This window comes from Paeniglutamicibacter sp., assembly GCF_046714615.1.
GTDB lineage: Bacteria > Actinomycetota > Actinomycetes > Actinomycetales > Micrococcaceae > Paeniglutamicibacter.
Genome location: NZ_JBKKAP010000142.1, coordinates 1 through 16,811, shown reverse-complemented (window position 1 = coordinate 16,811; position 16,811 = coordinate 1). Strand labels below are relative to the sequence as shown.

At 62.5% G+C, this 16,811-nt stretch carries 13 protein-coding genes; 8 read left to right on the top strand and 5 right to left on the bottom strand.

Annotated elements, in window-relative coordinates; genetic code table 11:
* The coding region (locus tag ACLQ7E_RS16650) for an inositol-3-phosphate synthase (RefSeq protein WP_411733688.1) at window positions 1-911 on the top strand (911 nt) is incomplete at its 5' end.
* A gap of 130 nt (window positions 912-1,041) precedes the next feature.
* Here ACLQ7E_RS16650 and ACLQ7E_RS16645 read toward each other — a convergent pair.
* From ACLQ7E_RS16645 to ACLQ7E_RS16635, 3 genes are all read right to left on the bottom strand, one after another.
* Entirely contained in the window at window positions 1,042-2,727 is a 1,686-nt protein-coding gene (locus ACLQ7E_RS16645) for a formate--tetrahydrofolate ligase (protein WP_411733687.1), read from the bottom strand.
* Window positions 2,728-2,870: 143 nt separating this feature from the next.
* Window positions 2,871-3,914 (bottom strand): hypothetical protein, encoded by a 1,044-nt coding sequence (locus ACLQ7E_RS16640; RefSeq protein WP_411733686.1) that lies wholly within the window; start codon window positions 3,912-3,914, stop codon window positions 2,871-2,873.
* Window positions 3,866-4,387 carry a hypothetical protein gene (locus tag ACLQ7E_RS16635; RefSeq protein WP_411733685.1) on the bottom strand — a complete coding sequence of 174 codons (522 nt, stop codon included), beginning with the start codon at window positions 4,385-4,387 and terminating at the stop codon, window positions 3,866-3,868. The genes ACLQ7E_RS16640 and ACLQ7E_RS16635 overlap by 49 nt, the downstream gene beginning before the upstream one ends.
* Before the next feature lie 143 nt (window positions 4,388-4,530).
* Between ACLQ7E_RS16635 and ACLQ7E_RS16630 the strand changes: the two genes are divergently transcribed.
* A complete protein-coding gene (locus ACLQ7E_RS16630) occupies window positions 4,531-5,415 on the top strand; it encodes a hypothetical protein (RefSeq protein WP_411733684.1) in 885 nt (294 codons plus the stop codon).
* A 296-nt stretch (window positions 5,416-5,711) separates the two neighbouring features.
* Here the strand turns inward: ACLQ7E_RS16630 and ACLQ7E_RS16625 are convergent, their stop codons facing one another.
* Window positions 5,712-5,867 carry a hypothetical protein gene (locus ACLQ7E_RS16625; protein ID WP_411733683.1) on the bottom strand — a complete coding sequence of 52 codons (156 nt, stop codon included), beginning with the start codon at window positions 5,865-5,867 and terminating at the stop codon, window positions 5,712-5,714.
* A 400-nt stretch (window positions 5,868-6,267) separates the two neighbouring features.
* Complete coding sequence (locus tag ACLQ7E_RS16620; protein WP_411733682.1) at window positions 6,268-7,707, bottom strand: CCA tRNA nucleotidyltransferase; 1,440 nt, start codon at window positions 7,705-7,707, stop codon at window positions 6,268-6,270.
* A 171-nt stretch (window positions 7,708-7,878) separates the two neighbouring features.
* Here ACLQ7E_RS16620 and ACLQ7E_RS16615 point away from each other — a divergent pair, with 171 nt between their 5' ends.
* The 6 genes from ACLQ7E_RS16615 (at window position 7,879) to ACLQ7E_RS16590 (ending at window position 15,171) form a co-directional block, all read left to right on the top strand.
* On the top strand, window positions 7,879-8,424 hold the full coding sequence (locus ACLQ7E_RS16615; protein ID WP_411733681.1) for an NUDIX hydrolase: 546 nt from the start codon (window positions 7,879-7,881) through the stop codon (window positions 8,422-8,424).
* Complete coding sequence (murJ, locus tag ACLQ7E_RS16610; RefSeq protein WP_411733680.1) at window positions 8,363-10,141, top strand: murein biosynthesis integral membrane protein MurJ; 1,779 nt, start codon at window positions 8,363-8,365, stop codon at window positions 10,139-10,141. The genes ACLQ7E_RS16615 and murJ overlap by 62 nt, the downstream gene beginning before the upstream one ends.
* A 143-nt stretch (window positions 10,142-10,284) precedes the next feature.
* The gene (locus tag ACLQ7E_RS16605) at window positions 10,285-11,889 is read left to right on the top strand and encodes a hypothetical protein (RefSeq protein ID WP_411733679.1); all 1,605 of its coding nucleotides are present in this window, start codon (window positions 10,285-10,287) and stop codon (window positions 11,887-11,889) included.
* Window positions 11,890-11,998: 109 nt separating this feature from the next.
* The gene (gene trxB, locus ACLQ7E_RS16600; RefSeq protein WP_411733678.1) at window positions 11,999-12,982 is read left to right on the top strand and encodes a thioredoxin-disulfide reductase; all 984 of its coding nucleotides are present in this window, start codon (window positions 11,999-12,001) and stop codon (window positions 12,980-12,982) included.
* A 50-nt stretch (window positions 12,983-13,032) separates the two neighbouring features.
* The gene (gene trxA / locus ACLQ7E_RS16595; RefSeq protein ID WP_411733677.1) at window positions 13,033-13,356 is read left to right on the top strand and encodes a thioredoxin; all 324 of its coding nucleotides are present in this window, start codon (window positions 13,033-13,035) and stop codon (window positions 13,354-13,356) included.
* 960 nt (window positions 13,357-14,316) lie between these two features.
* Window positions 14,317-15,171, top strand: a complete 855-nt coding sequence (locus ACLQ7E_RS16590; protein ID WP_411733676.1) for a hypothetical protein — start codon at window positions 14,317-14,319, stop codon at window positions 15,169-15,171.
* The last annotated feature ends 1,640 nt before the right edge of the window (window positions 15,172-16,811 follow it).

Genomic DNA, 16,811 nt, shown 5'->3' with positions numbered 1-16,811 from the left:
ATGTGGACGGCAAGAAGGTGGGCGTGGACCTCGCCGACGCCATCCTGGCCAGCGAGAACAACACCATCAAAATCGCCGACGTGCCCCCCACCGGTGTGACCGTCCAGCGCGGCCACACCCTCGACGGACTCGGCAAGTACTACCTCGAGACCATCGAACAGTCCACCGAAGAGCCCGTTGACATCGTCGCCGCGCTCCGCGAATCCAAGGCTGACGTTATGGTCTGCTACCTCCCGGTTGGCTCCGAGGATGCCGCCCACTTCTACGCGCAGGCCGCCATCGACGCCGGCGTGGCGTTCGTCAACGCTCTGCCGGTCTTCATTGCCGGCACCAAGGAGTGGGCTGACAAGTTCACCGCCGCCGGCGTCCCGATCGTGGGCGACGACATCAAGAGCCAGATCGGTGCAACCATCACGCACCGCGTTATGGCAAAGCTCTTCGAAGACCGCGGCGTCACCCTGGACCGCACTTACCAGCTGAACGTCGGCGGCAACATGGACTTCAAGAACATGCTTGAGCGCGACCGTCTGGAATCCAAGAAGATTTCCAAGACCCAGGCCGTCACCTCGAACACCTCGGCCGAACTGAGCGCCGACGACGTGCACATTGGCCCGTCGGACTACGTCGCCTGGCTCGATGACCGCAAGTGGGCCTTCGTGCGCCTCGAAGGCCGCAACTTCGGCGACGCCCCGGTGTCGCTGGAATACAAGCTTGAGGTCTGGGATTCCCCGAACTCCGCAGGTGTCATCATTGACGCCGTGCGCGCCGCCAAGATCGCCATGGATCGCGGCATCGGCGGACCGATCCTCTCGGCTTCCTCCTACTTCATGAAGTCCCCTCCGGAGCAGTACAACGACGACATCGCCAAGGAAAAGGTCGAGGCCTTCATCCGCGGCGACATCGAGCGCTAGGCAACAACCACTTCGGCGCCTCGGCAATTCGGCGAAGCCACCACGCAAGTGGTGGCTTCGCCGTTTAACCGCGGTTCGGGAAGTTCGGCTTGAATTCCGGCGAGCGTTGCCGCACCCCGGGACCCTGGAACTATGACAAACCGACGGCCTGCCCGTTTTCATCCACGTCCATGCGCATGGAAGCCGGCACCTTGGGCAGGCCCGGCATGGTCATGATGGCGCCGGTGATCGCCACGATGAACCCGGCGCCGGTCTTCGGGATGAGGTCGCGCACATGCAGCGTGAATCCCTCGGGGGCACCCAGCAGCGTCGGATCGTCGGAGAACGAGTACTGGGTCTTGGCCATGCACACCGGGAGATTGTCCCAGCCGTTTTCGTGGATTTGCTGGAGCATCCGCTTGGCAGCGTCGGAGTACTCGACGCCTGCCCCTCCATAGATTTCACGCACCACGGTCAGGATCTTTTCCTCGATGGGCCGGTCCAACTCATAGAGCGGGGAAAAATTGTTCGGGGCCTCGATGGCCCGCAGCACGGCGGAGGCCAGCTCGCCGGCCCCTGCTCCTCCCTGCCCCCAGACATCCGCCACGGCGCATTCGATGCCGTTGGCGGCGGCCCATTGGGTGACAACCGCGATTTCGTTCTCGGTGTCCATCGTGAACCTGTTGATGCCGATGACCGGCTGGACCCCGAATTTCTTGATGTTCGAGGCATGCCGGACAAGATTGGCCATGCCGCTTCGCACGGCTTCGACGTTCTCTTTCTTCAACGCGTCCTTCGCCACTCCCCCGTGCATCTTCAAGGCGCGAATGGTGGTCACCAGGACCACCGCATCGGGGTCGCAGCCGGCATAGCGGGCCTTGATGTCCATGAATTTCTCGGCGCCCAGGTCCGCCCCGAAACCGGCCTCGGTGACCACGATGTCGGCCAGGGAACGGGCCGTGTTGGTGGCAATTGCCGAGTTGCAGCCGTGGGCGATGTTGGCGAACGGTCCTCCGTGGATGAATGCCGGCGTTCCGGCCATGGTCTGGACCAGATTGGGTTTGATGGCTTCCTTGAGCAGCATTGTCATGGCGCCGGCCGCCTCGAGGTCATCCACGGTGATCGGGGTCCTGTCGTACGTGTACCCGATCGTCATCCGTCCCAAAAGGGTACGCAGGTCATCGAGACCCGTTGCCAGACAGAAGACCGCCATGACCTCCGAGGCGACGGTGATTTCAAAACCCGTTTCGCGCGGAACACCTTCGGTCGGGCCGCCAAGACCGATCACGATGTTGCGCAACGCTCGGTCGTTCATGTCCATGACACGCTTAAACGTGATTCGCCGTGGGTCGATGCCCAATGCGTTGCCTTGGTGCAAATGGTTGTCGATCAGCGCCATCAACAGGTTGTTGGCGCTGGTGATGGCGTGGAAATCCCCGGTGAAATGCATGTTGATCTCATCCATGGGAAGGACCTGCGAATAACCGCCGCCGGTGGCACCACCCTTCATGCCAAAGATCGGTCCCAGTGACGGTTCACGCAGGGCAATCATCGTCTTGGTTCCGGTGGCGGCCAGCGCATCGCCCAAGCCCACCGTAACGGTGGATTTTCCTTCCCCGGCAGGGGTTGGGGATATGCCGCTGACCAAGACCACTTTTCCGGGCTTCGCGCCGCGAACCGTCAAGTGGGCAGGATTGATCTTGGCCTTGTATCGGCCGTAGGATTCAAGCGCTTCCTCCGGAATCCCGGCCGATGCGGCAATCTCGGAAATTGGCTTGAGCACGGCCCGCGAGGCAATCGCTAGATCACTCATGTCGGTTTCTGGCATCGCTGTCATCGCGTGTCCTCTATCTGGATTCCCGGTGGCGGGAGGATTGAGGAAGACCAGCTTTTTGATTTTCCTCGATACCCCTTCAAGCTATCACCGCCGAACCGGAACGTCAGGGGAACCGGGCTACCTAGACCCAAACAGGTCTTGGCCTAGGGTTCCGCTGGAAAGGCAACAACCGATCCGGCAAACCCCAGAACCACGTGGCTGCCACTTGCGTCCTGCGCCTGAAGTGCTCCGGCACTGACACCCTTAGCTTCCTTACCGTCCGCAGAACAGGGGAAGAGTAACGTCCCCCCGGTTCCTTTCTGGGGTTTGGAATATTCAACCCCCTTGGTGCAGAGGAAGCGTTCCTCCACGGCGACATTCCGGATTTCACCGGTCCGGGTGTCAAGCAACGTCGGAGTCGTTTCCTTGGCCAGGAACAAACTTGCACCACCGTCATCGGGTGCATGAGCGACGTCTATGTCGGTGACGACGGGGTAGCTTTTGGTCTTCCAGAGGACCTTCCCGGTACGCGGGTCAAAGCCTTCAAGGTGGAGTTTCCCGTTCTTGAGTTTGCTCTTGGTGCCCTTGGCCTCCTTCAGCGTTCCTGAATCGAATACGCACCTCACCGGGTACGCCTTTCCGTCTTCCAATACCGTGTTCTCCCGACCCATGGGTGGCAGGCAGACGGTGGTGGCCCCCTTGGCCTTCCACAGGGTCTTTCCGGTCTTGGCGTCAAGCCCAATCATCATTTCCTGACGGAAGTCCGAATCGCGGGCAACCACATTTCCCTTGCCGTCCTTGGTCTCCTTGTATTCGCGACCGATCCATGCCGAATAGATCCCGAGTTTCTCCGAGTAATCAACGTTCCATCCTTGCCCGGGGGTGTACGCCGATCCCAGGGCCTTGTCCAACGACAATCCCCACAGTTTTTCGTCGCCCTTGAGCCGCAGGAGATTGCTCTTCTTGCCTTTGTAATGCCCGTAGAGTTCCCCGCCACCGATCGGGAAGATGGAATCCCCCAACTTGTGCTGCGGCGTAAGGGTGCGCTGGGTTCCTCGGTCGAGGTTGACGCGCATTCTCTGCTTGTCGTCGATGTACGGATTGATCGAGAGGTAACACATGTCCTTGCCGTCCGGACACGAGGTCGGACGGGACGTGATCACTTGCTCGGGGCCCTTATAGACGACTTTGCCGGACGTGATGTCCACGGCAACGGGCTTTGTCCAGACGTCGCCGCCCCAGCCGTCACGCGGTTTCGACTTCTGCAGGAAAGCGCCACATCCTTCCCCTTGGCCGTCTTACTCAGGTTTACTCCCATGTTGACACCGCTGGGGACCCACCCCGGATCCACCGTCACGCCCCAGATTTTTTTGCCGGTGGTTTCCTTCAACCCCGCCAGTTCGAGCCCCTTCGCACCTTCGGAGAGCACCACCACCACGCCCTTGGCGACCTGCGGGCGGTCCAGCACCTTCATCTTCACGCTCCATGCGGGATCGACGACCTGGGTTCGGCGTTTGGCCAGTTCCGCCGCCGCGTCGACCTCAGGGGAAATGGGCACCTCGGCGCTTCTTTCCGAAACTGCTCCACCGGCTGATGCCGGTCCTTGGGTGCAAGCACCAAGCATCAGCCCAACACAACACAACCCGACTGCAACGGCATATGTCCGTTTTCCCTTGATCATGCCCCCATCCTAGAAATTTCCATCGCTTGTTTGACGTGCGTTATGGAATCTGTGGATAACTATTTTGGGAGTAGGACCATGGTCGTTGGGCGCGATGGCCCAACGATTCCGTTCCGCCACCGCGCAATGGGAGAATGGAAGGCATGCCCACAACTCCCCCCTTTGCCTTGCTTCTCGATGTCGACGGCCCCATTGCATCGCCGGTAACCCGCGACGTCGCGCCGGAGATCATCTCCCTGCTTCTGGAGCTCGCCGTCTCGGGAATTCCCGTTGTCTTCAACACCGGGCGTTCCGACGAGTTCATCAAGCGCCAGGTGATGGGGCCCATGATCGCGGCGGGGATGCCGGAGAACTTGAAAATCCACGCGATCTGCGAAAAGGGAGCGACGTGGTTTACCTTCGACTCAGCCGGCGCCGGGGTGGTCCACGTGGATCACGAGCTTGCGGTCCCCGGGCACTACGCGGATGAGATCCGCGATCTGGTTGCCGCCGACTTCGAGGAACACATGTTTTTTGACGAGACCAAACGAGCCATGGTCTCCGTGGAGCAACACATCGATGCAGAGAACAGCGACTACCGGCGGGCCCAAGAGCACTTCGATTCGGCAGCCATGGACGCGATGGTCCGCCGGGGCCTGGGCGTTGAACGCCTGAACGTAAGCCAACCGGATGCGAATGAGGACATCTCATATCGGGTGGATCCAACCATCATTTCCACCGACATTGAATCGGTGGAGCTGGGCAAGGACCTCGGTGCCAGACGCACCCTCGAGCTGTTGGCGGCGGATGGAATCGTCCCCGCAGCGTGGTTCACGGTCGGTGATTCCCGCACCGACTACGCCATGGCCGATTGGCTGGCGGAACACGGCCACCAAGTCAGCCACGTCGATGTGCGCCCGGGCGACGGCATTCCGGCCGGGAAGCCCTACCCTGTGCTCACCGCGAAGGACCTGGGGCTGGGCCAGGATGTCATCCACGACCACGCCGGACTGGCGTTCCTCCGCCATTGGCGTGCCCAGGTCCGCTGAGTCTCCGCCTGCGCTCCGCGATTAGTGATCGAGGAGTCGACTTAAGCGGCAAAGCCCGCCGGTGAAGCCGGCGGGCTTTGCACTGTGGGTTTCGATCTTGTTCATGGGTCCTGCTCCTGAGTGGGTGAGTGACTCGAATTCCGGATTTGGCGTCGTGGATGCCCGATCCTAATTCACTCACCGCACACGGAAGACCATGTCCATCGGAAGGTGATGACGTAGTTCGCGATCCCGAACTTCGGGGTAGAACTGCGTCTGAAGCCAAGTCTTGTTCTTTGGCTTGCGTTCTTTTGCACTCATGGTGTTTGCCTCCCTTCAACGGTGTTGGAGGAGCGGAAGGTGGCCTGTTCAGCGGGCCGCGTGGTGCGGGCATGCAGCGCTTCCGGCCCGGTGAAGATCAATTCAGCGGAGCGAGCAGCCTGGGTGGAGATCGATGCGATCTGGGTAGACATGATGAAAGTTCCTCAAGGATTTGGTCGATTAATGACTCATCAGCCTCGGGAACTTTGAAAAGCTAGGGAAGTACTAGCAGGGCGCCGTTCCGGAGGCGGGGGAAGTAGCTCGCGCGGTAAAGCCGCCGAAGCCATGACGGGGCACATAGAAGCCGCCGAGATTCATTGAAATAATCATCATTCCCACCTCCTTTTCTGGAAGAACATGCCAGAAGATTCTGGCGCCAATATTGTCTGGTGGATCTCGATGTCTCATTGAGACTTCTCAATCACAGGTTCCACGATACACACTGCCGTTGGGTTACGCCACTCATTTTGCGAAAACTTTAAAAAGAGAAATCTTGTCTCGGCGTGTTGTGCGCAACACGCCGAGACAAGATTTTCCTTATGACTGCTTGGACTACAGCTCGGTCGACTCCGGCTGCAGCTCCCACCACTGGCGAAGCTCGGCGATCGCTTCGTCTTCGTGGACGGGGCCATTGTCCAAGCGGCGTTCCAGCAGGAAGTTGTAGGCGCGTCCCACCACGGGGCCGGGCTTGATCTGAAGGATCTCCATAATCTGCTGCCCGTTGAGGTCCGGCCGCACGGCCGCCATTTCCTCTTTCCCGCTGATCTCTACAATGCGTGCCTCAAGGTCGTCATAGGCGAACGAGAGCCGGTCTGCCTTCTTGCGATTGCGCGTGGTGACATCCGACCGCGTCAACCGATGCAGCCGCTGCAGCAAATCGCCTGCATCATGCACGTAACGGCGCACCGCCGAGTCGCTCCACCCGGCATCCCCGTAACCGTAGAAACGCATGTGCAGCTCCACCAGGCGGGCAACCGCCGTGGTGGTGTCGTTATCGAAACGCAGGGCTCGCATGCGGGCCTTGACCTGCTTGGCGCCGACAACGTCATGGTGGCGGAAGCTGACGGCCCCGTTGGGTTCGAACTTGCGCGTCGCCGGCTTGCCGATGTCGTGCATCAACGCAGCAAAACGCAAGACAAAGTCGGGTCCCGGCACCGGTCCGTCGGCATCGCTTTCCAGCTGCATTGCCTGCTCCAGCACCGTCAAGGAGTGCTGGTAGACGTCCTTGTGCCGGTGGTGCTCATCGAGTTCCAGGCGCAGGGCGGACACCTCCGGGAGCACCAGGTCGGCCAGGCCACTGTCCACCAGCAGGTCGATGCCGGCGCGCGGATCAATGCCATTGATCAGCTTCACCAGCTCGTCGCGCACGCGCTCGGCGGAGATGATGGTGATCCGATCGGCCATTTCCGTCATGGCAACCCGCACGTCCTCGGCCACCCCGATCCCGAGTTGGGAGGCGAAGCGTGCGGCGCGCATCATCCGCAGGGGGTCATCCGAGAAGGACATGGAGGGCGCACCGGGGGTGCGCACCTCGCCCTCGGACAGGTCCCTGGCGCCGTTGTAGGGGTCCACCAGTTCCAGGCTCGGAAGGCGCAAGGCCATCGCGTTCATGGTGAAGTCGCGTCGGTAGAGATCGTCTTCCAGCTTGTCGCCGAAGGCCACGATGGGCTTGCGGGAGGAAGGATCGTACGCATCGGCCCGGTAGGTCGTCACCTCGATGGTGTGCTCGCCCTTGCGCAAGGCAATGGTGCCGAAGTCACGTCCCACTTCCCAGGTGGCATCGGCCCATCCGGCCACCACCGCAAGGGTTTCGTCGGGCGAGGCGCTGGTGGTGAAGTCAAGGTCCGGGGACACACGCCCCAGGAAAAGATCACGCACCGGGCCGCCCACCAGGGAGAGTTCAAAGCCGGAATCGACAAACCGCTGCCCCAGCTCAAAGATGACGGGGGGCAAAATATCGGTGAGGACCTGAGGGGACGGTAGCTGCTGCATAGTTCTTTAAGGGTGCCAGACTTTCTGGGTAGTGCCATGTTCCCTGTCGCCACAATTCGGAGTTAGCTTCCACACGCCGGATGGCCACAGCCTCGAAAGGAAGAATGGATATCACGCGCCGAGCGGGCGGGGCAAGCCACGATGCGACGCAAAACCGATAGAGTGGTTGCCATGGCTCATCCAGTTCCCAGCGCCCCGAAGCGCACGCCGTTGACTGCGTCAATGGCGCATGCGCAGGCGCAGGTGAGCACCGGCCACCACCCGTTGCCCACCGTGGAGGAAATTTCGGCCGGCGGCGTCGTCATCGACACGTCGCTACCCAGCCTGCCGGTGGCCATTATCGCCAGGTACAACCGCGGCGGACGGCTCGAATGGTGCCTGCCCAAGGGCCACCCCGAAGGTGCGGAAACCAACGAAGAGGCAGCCGTCCGCGAGATCGAGGAAGAAACCGGAATCGCCGGCGACATCCTGGTCCCGCTGGGCTCGGTCGATTACTGGTTCACCGTCACCAACTACCGCGTCCACAAGACCGTGCACCACTTCCTGTTGCGTGCCACGGGCGGCGAGCTGACCATCGAAAACGACCCGGACCACGAAGCCGTGGACGTGGCGTGGGTCCCGCTGCTTGATCTCGGCAAACGCCTGTCCTTCCCCAATGAGCGGCGCATCGCCGATCTTGCGCGCGAAGTACTCCCCAACTATGTCCCAGGTATCTAAACACCCAGCGCGCCCCAGCACGCCGCCCAAGACCCCGCACACCCCGGCCCAGCAACAATCACGGAGCCACTCCAAGGCCTATGCGCTGATGGCGTCCGGAACAATGGTCTCCCGCGTGCTCGGATTCATCCGCACCGCGCTGCTGGCCGTCGCCATCGGCTCGAGCACCACGATGGCCGACATCTTCGAGAAGGCGAACGTCATTCCGACGATCATCTTCATGCTGCTGGCCGGCGGCATCTTCAACGTGGTGCTGGTCCCCCAGCTCATCAAGGCGTCGAAGGCCTCCGACCGCGGCTCTGCGTACACCTCCAAGCTGGTGACCCTCACCATTGTGGTGATGGGCCTGGCCACGGCGCTTCTCACCCTGTTGGCCGGTCCGCTGATCCATGCGCTGACCCTGAACTGGACTGCGCCCATGATCGCCATGGGAACCACCTTTGCCTATTGGTGCCTGCCACAGATCTTCTTCTACGGCGTCTATGCGGTCATCGGCCAGGTGCTCAACGCCCACAGCCGCTTTGGCGCCTACATGTGGGCACCGGTGGCCAACAACCTGGTGCAGATCTGCACCATCGGATCCTTCATCATCCTCTTTGGCTCCTACTCCGGCGGCGGCGACCAACTGGCCACCTGGACCTCGGACCAGACCGTCCTGCTGGCGGGAGGCGCCACCCTGGGCATTGCGGTCCAGGCCCTGGCCCTGTTCTGGCCGCTGCGCAAGGTGGGACTGAACCTGCGCCCCGACTTCTCCTGGCGCGGCATGGGCCTGCGCCACGTGGGCAAGCTGGCGGCCTGGACGCTGGGGTCGATGATGGTGGGCAACATCGCCTCGCTGGTCAATTCAAAGTTCGTTTCGGCCGCGGCCCCGGCGCGTCTGTTGCTGCCTGACGGCGGCGCCACCGTTCCCGGCGAATATGCGTTGAATACCTCCCAGCTGATCACTGTGCTGCCGCATTCCATCTTTGCCCTCACCCTGGCCACGATGCTCTTCAACGAGTTCACCAAGGCCTTCCACGAGAAGCGGCGCGGGGACATTGCGCCACTGCTTTCCCGCGGCCTGCGCACCACCGCGGTACCCATCGTCTTTGCCACGGTGGCCTTCATTGTGCTCGCCGGGCCACTGGGCCGGCTGTTTGCCGGCAGCTCGTCGACGGCCATGGAGCAGGGTGCCGCCATCGGGCAATTGCTGCTGCTCACGACGCTCGGGTTGCCGTTCAAGTCCATCCACTTCTTCATGATCCGCGTCTTCTTTGCCGAGGAGGACACCAAGACCCCCATGCTGATCCAGACGGTCATCGCCGGCCTGTGCGTCGTGCTGGCCTTCGCGGCGGTGCAGGTCTTGCCGGCAACGGAAATTGCCCGAGCCGTGGCGTTGATCTACGGGGCCACCAATGTGCTCTCCGCGGTGATCGCGCACTTCCTGGTCGTCCGCCGCTACGGCGACTATGGGACCGCCAGGGTCCTGGACACGTATGTCCGGATCGGCGTGATGGCTGCCCTCTCCGGTGTTGTGGGGGCCGGGGTGCTGTGGCTGCTGGGCGGCTACGACTGGGGATTTGCATGGAGTTCAATCGGTGCGGCGGTCATCTCGATTGCCGTCGTCGGCTCCGTCATGGCCGTGGCGTACATCATCTTGCTCCGACTGAGCCGCTCGGAAGAGCTGGATGACTTCCTGGGCCCGCTGGCCCGTCGGATCCCTGCATTGCGGCGGTAAATCGGGTCCCGGGAGTTTGCGAGGCGCCCGGCGCGCACCCGACATCGCCCCTGGACTTCGCGAAATCCTCGGCCCATCCCGGTAACATGGAACGGGGCACCCATGAGGGTGCCGGCAACGCAAAGTAATCCCGGGAGGGAATCGTGTCGCAGCCCATCGACGCCGGCGCCATGCTTGGCGGCCGCTATCAGGTCACCGAATCGGTCTTGACCTCATCGGACGGAGACCAGGTCCTCAGTGGCATCGATCAGGTGCTCAACCGACCTGTAAGCATCCTCGTCGGTTCGACGACCAATGCCTCGCAGCTGGCCACGAGTGCGCGCGAAATTGCCACCGGCGAACGCTACGCCGCGGTACAGGTCCTGGACCTGGGAATTTCCGAAGGCAACACCTATCTGGTGACCAACATTGCGGAGCCCGCAGACCTTCTGGACCTGGTGGTCCAGGCCGATGCCCCCTTCGTCGAGCCGTTCTACACCGACACCCTGGGCACCGAGATCTTTGGTGTTACCCGTTCCACCGAACCGGCCAGCTACGAAGACGACGCCGAATACTATGAGGACCAGCGCGCCCAGGAAAAGCAGCGTCCGGCCATGCTCGACAGGCTTCCGGAGATCAGCCTCAACGAGAAACTGAACAGCTTCAAGGGCCGTTTCGCCCGCGGCAAGCAGGCCCCGCCGTCCGTCCCTCCCGTCCTGCCTGTGGCTTCGGTGGGTTCGAGCACGGAGCAGGCTCCGGCGGTTTCGGCGAGCTCGCCCTCCGCACCTGCCCCGGTTGCGCCCGCCCCGGTAGCGGTCTCCCCGGCTCCCGCACCACGCGAAACCCCTGCCGCCACCCAGGCAACCCCCACCACCCCTCCGGCGCCCCCGGCCCCGCCCGCCCTCAGGCCCGCCCCCAAGGTCACCCGGATGGAGCCTTCGGACCACACCGACGAGCCCGCCGTGACATCGGCTGCTGCCCTTGCTGCAGCGCAGAAGTCCCGTGGCATCACCGTCGACGAATCGGGCCAGCGCGTCGCAACCAGTTTCCCGGCAGCGGCCCAGTCCTATTCGGCACCGCCGCAGGACGACTACGAGGACACGGAAGCAGGCGAGGGCGGAAAGAAGACCACGCGCCTGCTCGTGGGTGCGCTGCTGTGTGCAGTCCTTGTCCTTGCCGTCGTCTTCGCCTTCAACGCCTTGGGTGGCCGCACACCGGCCCCCGTGGCCAGCAACTCCCCCACGCAGAGTGCGGCCGAGTCCGGCAGCGCGCAGGCCTCGCAGTCGCCGACCGCTCCCGCTGTGAAGCCGGTGGTCGCCGATCTCTCGCGTATGGTCCCGGGCGCCCAGGACCTCAACGCTGATACGGACAGCACGCTGTCCAAGGCCATTGACGGCAACCCGGCAAGCCTCTACAAGTCCTACTCCTACACCTCGCCCCAGTTCGGCGGATTGGCCGCGAACATGGTGTTCATCGCCGAGCTGGAAGAGGTTTCCGACGTCTCGGAGATCCAGCTTGAGGGCCTGAACGGAACCGGCGGATCGTTCGAGCTCCGGGTCGGCAAGACGGATGACCTTTCCGATGCCAAGCTGGTTTCCAGCGGCTCCTTCACCGGACCGACTGTCACCGTCCCGGTCAGCGGCGAGGAAGGTGCGGCTGCGAAGGGACAATACGTGTTCCTGAACGTCACCGAACTGCCCCGCCGGGCCTCGGGCGCCAACGCCTCCCGCCCCTACGGCCTGCAAATCGGCGAGTTCCGCGTCTCCTAGCCCACCCGGCCGGGAATACGAACACGGCATTGGCTGTTATGCCGCATAGTCCCCTCTTACCCGCGGCGTGTTTGAAACTAGACCGCATTCACGAAAGGTTCACCCACCCGTGGCCACAGAAGCACAAGACGCCATCCGCAACGTCATCATCATCGGTTCCGGCCCCGCCGGCTACACCGCGGCCGTCTACACGGCACGGGCGAACCTGCAGCCCCTGGTCATCGCCGGCTCGGTGACCGCCGGCGGCGAGCTCATGAACACCACCGACGTGGAAAACTTCCCCGGCTTCCCCGAGGGCATCATGGGCCCGGACCTCATGGACAACATGCAGAAGCAGGCCGAACGCTTCGGCGCCGAGATCCTCTTTGACGACGTCACCGCCGTCGAGCTCACCGGCGACATCAAGGTTGTCACCCTGGGCGACGGCACCGTGTACCGCGCCCACGCAGTGATCCTGTCCACCGGCTCGGCCTACCGCGAGATCGGACTGCCGGACGAGAAGCGCCTGTCCGGACACGGCGTCTCCTGGTGCGCAACCTGCGACGGCTTCTTCTTCCGCGACCAGGAAATCGCCGTCATCGGCGGCGGCGACTCCGCCATGGAGGAAGCCCTCTTCCTGACCAAGTTCGCCGCCAAGGTCACCGTGGTCCACCGCCGCGACACCCTGCGCGCCTCCAAGATCATGGCCGACCGCGCCCTGGCCCACCCGAAGATCGAGTTCATCTGGGACTCCGAGGTCGTCGGCATCACCGGCGAGCAGAAGGTCACCGGCATGACCCTGCGCAACCTCAAGACCGACGCCCAGCAGGAAGTCGCCGTCACCGGCATGTTCGTGGCCATCGGCAACGACCCGCGCACCGACCTGATCAAGGACGTCCTGGAACTGACCGCCGAGGGCACCATCGCCGTCGAGGGTCGCACCTCGAAGACCAGCCTCCCCGGCGTCTTCGCCGCGGGAGACGTCATCGATTCCTCCTACCGCCAGGCCATCACTGCCGCCGGCTCGGGCTGCGCCGCCGCCCTCGATGTCGAGCACTACCTGGCCGACGTCCAGGCCGCCGCGGCCGCGGAAGCCGTCTCGGTCTCCAACTAATCCCCCCTTCCCAATCGCTGGGAAGAAATCCTTAACGAAAGGTGCAGGCCATGAGCCAGACCAAAGACGTCACCGACGCAACGTTCCAGGCCGAAGTCCTCGAGGCCGCCAAGCCCGTCATCGTCGACTTCTGGGCCGAGTGGTGCGGTCCCTGCCGCCAGCTGACCCCGATCCTCGAGCAGATCGCCGCCGAGCACGCCGAGAAGATCGACGTGGTCAAGATCAACGTCGACGACAACCCGGCCATCGCCGCCAAGTACGGCATCACCAGCATCCCGGCCGTCTACGTCTTCCAGGGCGGCGAGCACGTCGCCACCTCCATCGGCGCAAAGCCGAAGCCGGTCCTGGAAAAGGAATTCGCCGCGTACCTCTAACACGCGACCAGGTTCCACCAGCTCGGTGCATCCGTCCTTCGGGACGGATGCACCGAGCTTTTTAAGCCCTACCCGGGGCCCACGCTCCAACGGAGCGGTGTAGGACGTCTTCTGGCTGAATCCATCGAAACAACCAACGGTAATTGTTTGTTTACCAAGAGTCTGTTATAGATTCGAGCCCCCGCGCTGCTGAGTCCCCCATTTTGGCTTCAGGCACCTCCCGAAAGCAGGAACTGATCCCTCGGGGGTTTTCCCAACTCGCTGCCGCGCCGTACGGTTGCTCCACAACTACTCGAGTGGGGTCCCGGATCAGTGGTAATTCCATCGTGTGCTCCCGCTGCTGGGACCCGGCCGACTCCTGACCAGCCCGAAAAGCATGCGTCCAGACCCGGGTGTTGTTTTCGGATTCCGGCCACCATTCTTATTCCACTGGTAGGCGGTTGCTTCCCCCGGTTCTTTGTCGCTCCGCTGGGCTGACCCGTTTGATCGGACATTGAACCGGCCAGGTGCTCGTCCCCGACAATGTCGGCGCAGATATGGCACGCCCCCACCTCTCCTCGAGTTTGGGCAAAGTGGCGAATGGCAACGGGCTCGGACAGGCCCTTCAGGATCACCTGCGTCCGCAATTGGCTTCTTGGTCTGGGAGCGGCTTGAAGCCGGCAATCTTCACGTGACAGGGTTTGGTGTGCGGCAGCTCGTCGTCCTTTGACGGAGCTTCTCAGCATCGACGTGCCTGCCAAATGAGGCCAAGGTTCAGGCAGTGATCAGGACCAGTTGGCCAATGTCGTTCGTTTTTGAATGACGATGAGTCCTTGGGAGCAGGTTGCGCCCGACGCCGTCTTCGATCAATCCTCCGCCTTGACTCACTGTTAGTGCTCGAGAAACGAAGTGCATGCCTCATCTACTTTTGCTCGCGAAACCTCTGGCAGCCAAAGGCGGGCGGCACGGTGAGCTGGGGTGATGAAACAGGGGCTGCCAATGGAAACCCGGCAAGAACTGGTTGGCGGGTTCGCCGCCCAGAACGCGAAGGGAACCAAGGTCCAGAAGGGCGTGATGCTGGACGGCCTGTGCGAGTTGAGCGGTTGGTCCCGGGCCAAGGCCCGCCGGCATCTGGCCGCCGAGGTACGAAAGCCGGCACGGGACATCCGGTGTGACTGGCGTGGCGCCGGCCGCGCGGATCCGGTCCGGCGGCCATCACGCTACTGGGGCCATTCTGGACGCACTGCGGGGAACCCTGAGGGAAAGAGTCCGTGGCCACCCTGGCCGAGGAGCTCGAGCGGCTGGAGCGCTTCGACGAACTTGGGCCCTGGCCTCCTGCTCACCGACGAAGTCCGGGACGAGCTGTTGTCCATGTCCGCTGGGACCGTCGACCGGTACCTGAAGCCCTTGCGTGCGGCCCGGTATCCATCGGCGTTGTCCGCCACCAAGCCCGGGGCGATGCTGTGTTCGAAGATCCCGGCGCGGTGGTCGGGCACGTCCATGGAGCGTGAACGTGGGTTCTACGAGATCGACACCGTCGCCCACTGCGAGAACAACCGAGCGCACCGCAATGTCGTGGCCGGGATCGACATGCTGGCCGCCGCACTGCGACAAGGAGGTGAGAGCCGCATGCACTTTCGCCGTCAGGAGGTTTGGCGGTCCGGCGTTGGGCGTTCACGGCTCCAACCGACCGATACCTTCTCCGTGCTGGACCTGTTGTCGGCGGTTCCTCTGCACGGGGTTCCCGAGGCGGTTCCGCGCGTGTTGGCGCGAGGAGTTCGTCCGGCCGAGGGCTCGCATCAAATGGTGTCTGCGGTGCGCGTGCTTTGGCCCTGAGCCGGCCGGCGTAAGTCACCGGGCAGGAATCCAGCTCGTGGCTGGGGATGTCGCCGGTGGATTCGCAGGTCTCGCGGACCGGTTGTCCATGACCCATGGACTCCACGCTCTTCGCCATTTGCCCGGTGCACACGACCGGCGATGGGAGCTCCCACATCGGACAATATGGCGGCAGCCTTCTCGATTCTGCTGTCAATCACAAGTGGCCAACTGGGCCCAACACAGGGGGCGGATCACTATGCATACGTGGCGCGCTGGGCGAGCATATCGCTTCCCCAGGCATGTCCATTTAGATTGAATCAGCGGCAGGTTCGACTCGTGGCCGGCTCGTTTTCGCCGCATGTCTTTTGAATGCTGTCAGGCGCACCCGTGAGCAGTTACCGACGTGGAGTGCGTCGTAAATGACGATCGTCCAGAGGTCCATTTCATCAAACCCTCAAGACGCCCACATCCGATCCTGCATCGAACCCCTACATGTTCCGGGCGCGCTGAGCCCCACCTGCCCAGCCGTGAAACACCGATTCGCCGTGAAGTCAGCTACTCAAAGGATTGTCCATCGGTGTACCCGACCGCGCCAGAATGTCCTAGCAATACGATTCGGTGACCAAGGGCGCCAGGCGCCCTGCATGCGTCGACGCAACCTCAAGTAACGCGCGGGAGTCACGCACGCTCCGGCTGTCGATTCCCCCGTCCTCGCAGCGGCGGCGATCGTCTCCTGACGACGCTTGGCTGATTCACCGCTTCATCATGAACTACAGGACGAGCGTATCGGCAGCAAACGTCACTGTTTCACGTGAAACATCCACGGACGAGGTTTTGGCAGTCGAGGCTCTCGGATCTCTGCCGTCCGCCGTGTCTCCGCGGTGTTTCACGTGAAACACCGGTCGTCTCGGGCGGCTCAGGGCCGTCCACCCCAGACGCCTTTGATGCCATGTTTCACGTGAAACCTTGCGGTTCAAGATTGCGGTGTCCTGCCCTCGGTGTCTGCACTACCGCGGCAAGTCTCAGTGCCTCTGCCCCAGACCGTGCCAGTTGGCCGGGCGGGGTTGATGGGTTGACGCCCTCCGTGTCCCTGCCTCAGATCGATCCACCGTTGATTCCGCGATGGGCCCTTAAGGCTCATAGAATCAACGGATGGCAATGGCTCTCGTGGAACTTGGCTCCTCACCGACTGCTTCGGATTCGTCTCTTGGCGCTCATCGGGCAGACTTGGGGAGACGTGAATTCCTGTCTGTCGAAGAGGTGCACGATGTCCACATCATCGCCTTGAATGTCCCGGGGTATACCCAAGCCCCCCCATCGATAACAAGCAACGCTTCGAAGCTTCCCCAGCACCGTGGGAATCGTATGCAGCCATTGAACCTCCCCCACCAGCGGTTGGCAGCTCTGGACTTGATCACCGGCGAGAACGTACGTGTTGGTTTATCGCTCCCGGCAGGGGTTGTCCCCCCAAAGCTAGTTCCGATGATCGACGGGGTGCTGCCGCCAAGGATCGAAAGGCTCCAGGGACAGCGTGTGTGTGATCGACTATCTGTAGGCCATTTGAGCCAAGAAATCCAGCCAAGTTGGTGGCCGGTTTCCAGCCAAATGAGCGATAAGAATCAGGCCAGTGAATTCCTCCCGGAAACCGTCATTCCGGG